This is a genomic window from Actinomycetota bacterium, assembly GCA_005774595.1.
In the GTDB taxonomy this organism is placed as follows: Bacteria; Actinomycetota; Coriobacteriia; order Anaerosomatales; family D1FN1-002; genus D1FN1-002.
Window position 1 is genome coordinate 1 of the sequence record VAUM01000236.1, and the last position, 3,132, is coordinate 3,132.

The following is a 3,132-nucleotide window of genomic DNA, read 5'->3' on the forward strand; positions in this document are numbered from 1 at the left end:
GTCCGTGAGGCTGTAGCGTCGTACGGCGGCAACCCCGGACGTGGCGCGTACGCGCTCGCCATGGCGACCGCCCGGCTCATACACGACTCGCGCGCCGCATGCGCGAGGCTCCTCGGGGTCGCCGACGCCGCGGACCTCGCGTTCACGTCGGGGGCCACCGAGTCGCTCAACGTGGCGCTCCACGGACTGCTCGCGCCGGGCGACCGGGTGGTCGCGTGTTCCATGGAGCACAACGCCGTCGTCCGTCCGCTGAACACGCTGGCCGCCACGGGCGTCGAGGTCGTCTGGGTCGGCGCCGACGAGACGGGACTCATCGATGTGGACGCCGTCGAGGCCGCGGTGCGCGAGCTGCCCACCAGGGCGGTGGTGTGCCAGCACGCGTCCAACGTGTCCGGGACGATCCAGCCGGTCGGCGACGTCGTCGACGTCGCGCACGCCGCGGACGCGTTCGCGATCGTCGACGGCGCGCAGGCCGCGGGGCACCTACCCGTCGACCTGACGGCCCTCGGCGCTGACGCGTACGCGGCGTCGGGCCACAAGGGCCTGCTCGGCCCGCAGGGCGTCGGCCTGCTCCACCTCGCGCCGGGCTGCGAGCCCCGGGAGCTCATGCAGGGCGGCACCGGCGGCGGTTCGTCCGAACTCCCGACCCAGCCGGTCGCGCGTCCCGACCGCTACGAGGCGGGGACTCCGAACACGCCCGGTATCGCGGGGCTCGGCGCGGCCGCCCGCCTGCTCGCCTCCGCCGGTGACGCGCAGCGGGCGCTCGAGTGTGACCTCGTGCGCCGGCTGCACGAGGGGGTGCTCGCGATCGGCGGCTTCCGCGCGCTCGGACCCGCTCCCGGGGTCGAGCGCGTGCCGGTCCTGTCGGTGGTACACGAGCGCATGGACGCCGACCAGATCGCCTTCACGCTCGACCGCGGACACGGGATCGCCGTTCGCGCCGGGCTCCACTGCGCCCCGGCGGCGCATCGCACGCTCGGGACACTCGACACGGGCGCCGTGAGGTTCGGCATCGGGTGGGGCAACACGCCCGAGCAGATCGATCTGGCGCTGGCGGCGCTCGCCGAGGCCGTCGGGTGACAGCCGGCCCGCGCACACCGCGCGAGTTCGTCGTGTACGGGTTCGCGACCACCCACCGCGCGCTCGACGCCGAGGCGCTCCTGCGCGACATGGGTGTGCAGGTGGTGCCGGTGCCGACGCCGAAGTCCCTCGGTGCGCTGTGCGGCATCGCGTTGCGGGTGGATCCGGAGGAGGCCGAGCGGGTCGAGATGCTCCTGCTCAGGGCTGCGCTCGACTGGTCCGCCCGGGCCACATACGAGGACGTGTGAGCACGAACAGGCGTTTGACACCTCCGCGGGCGGATTCGTATCCTGACCCGCAGGTGCGGGCGGAGTCCGCGCCTCATCGACGCGTGCCCGCTCCCGGCGTGTGAGGGCGGCACGCGGGCGGACGCCGCCGGGACGCCGGCGGCAGCGCAAGGGACGTGCAGGGGTACGCAGTGACGTTGGGGGTGGCGCCGTGCGCGGTCGCGCCCCGGACAGGGAACAGGGGGTGTCGGCGATAGTACTGACGAGCGTCAACACATGGCTCGACGTCGTGTTCTTCAGCCTGGAGGCGGTGGTGCTGATCGCACTGCTCGTCGTCCACTTGGGCGGGAACATCCTGACGGGGCGCTTCAAGCGCCGCTTCAAGTACTGGGAATGGCCGCACCACGAGGGGCCGCCGATCCCGTTCCTCCCGAAGTACCTTCACTTCCAGCACGTCGCGTGCATGATCCTGCTCGGCCTGTCCGGCATGTACATCCGGTTCGTCGACCACTTCTTCCTCAAGGCGACCTGGACGCGGGACTTCCTGCAGGTCATCCACTACGTCGCGATGATCATCGTGACCATCAACCTCGTCTGGAGGTTGTGGTACGCGTTCTACGCGAAGCGGCGTGACTACAAGGAGTTCGCGATCACGAAGCGCGACGTCCAGAACCTGTTCAACGTCGTCTTCTACTACGCGTTCATCAAGAAGAGCAAGCCGCACCTGGACAAGTACAACATCATGCAGAAGGCGGTCTACATCGCCTTCGCGCCGATGCTCGCGCTCCAGGCGCTGACCGGCTTCGCCCTGCTCGAGTTCTGGAACGTCCCGCTCACCGGCTTCCTGCCCGGCGGGCCGTACACCTTGTCGCAGGCGATGCTCGGCTGGAACCTCGGCGCGGCGGTGGGCGACCTGGCGCTGGTCGTCGCGTGGACGCGCGTCGTCCACTACACGCTGAACTGGCTGTTCATCATCTTCACGACCATCCACGTGTACCTGTCGGTCAGCGAGGACTTCCCGGCGTTCCTGAACTTCTTCGGGCTGGCGTTCCTCGACAAGCCGCACGCCGAGCACGGCGACGAGGGGCACGGGCACGAGGAGCCGCACGAGCACGACGCCCAGCCCGCGATGGCGCACACCGACTGAGAGGCGCGTCCGAACACTTGAAGCACTCGCGGCGCATAAGGCTGCTGCTCGCCGTCCTCGGCGCGGTGGCGGCCCTGTCGGCGGGTGTGGCTCGGGCTCAGGACTACGACCTCGAGTTCACCCTGCCCACGGCCGGCAAGTCGGGCTGCATGGTCTGCCACGGCGACCGCAACCTCATCCGCCCGATGGGCGACGGCTTCGTCAGCTACTACGTGGATGGTGCCGTTCTCGACGCGTCGGCTCACGCCAAGATCATGTGCACCGGCTGCCACACGGACTTCGCGTTCAAGGCGCCGCACACGTCGGGTCCGCAGGACTGGCGCGCCAACGCGAAGCTGGCGTGCAAGAACTGCCACCAGGACCAGTTCACCGCGTACAGCGCCGGCGTCCACAGCATCAGTGTCAAGCCGGGCACCGCTGAGGCGGCGGCAGCGCGAGGGACCACGATGGCCAGTCGAGCGGCCACAGGCGCGGCGCGGGTCGAGACGGGTACGTCCTCGGTCGTCCCCACCGCGTCGGGCACGGCCACCTCGTCAGTTGCCGCAACGTCCTCCGCAGCCGCGTCACAGACCGCAGGCGAGAAGCCTCTGTGCGGCGACTGCCACGGCGCGCACGACACCGAGCCCCTCGAGGACAACCGTGATGCGCAGCTGCGGCTGCACCGGCGCGGCTACGAGG

The 3,132-nt window shown here is 70.4% G+C and carries 4 protein-coding genes; all 4 read left to right on the forward strand.

Going from position 1 to position 3,132, the window contains the following annotated elements:
* Positions 1-1,080: aminotransferase class V-fold PLP-dependent enzyme (locus FDZ70_08455; protein TLM72393.1), on the forward strand; the 1,080-nt coding region annotated here is incomplete at its 5' end.
* Positions 951-1,328 (forward strand): DUF3343 domain-containing protein, encoded by a 378-nt coding sequence (locus FDZ70_08460; GenBank protein ID TLM72394.1) that lies wholly within the window; start codon positions 951-953, stop codon positions 1,326-1,328. The genes FDZ70_08455 and FDZ70_08460, both read left to right, overlap by 130 nt.
* 223 nt (positions 1,329-1,551) lie before the next feature.
* Positions 1,552-2,454: a hypothetical protein gene (locus tag FDZ70_08465; protein ID TLM72395.1), complete on the forward strand. Its 903-nt coding sequence runs from the start codon at positions 1,552-1,554 to the stop codon at positions 2,452-2,454.
* Positions 2,455-2,471: 17 nt separating this feature from the next.
* Positions 2,472-3,132 (forward strand): hypothetical protein (locus FDZ70_08470; protein ID TLM72396.1); only part of this gene is annotated, 661 nt, incomplete at its 3' end.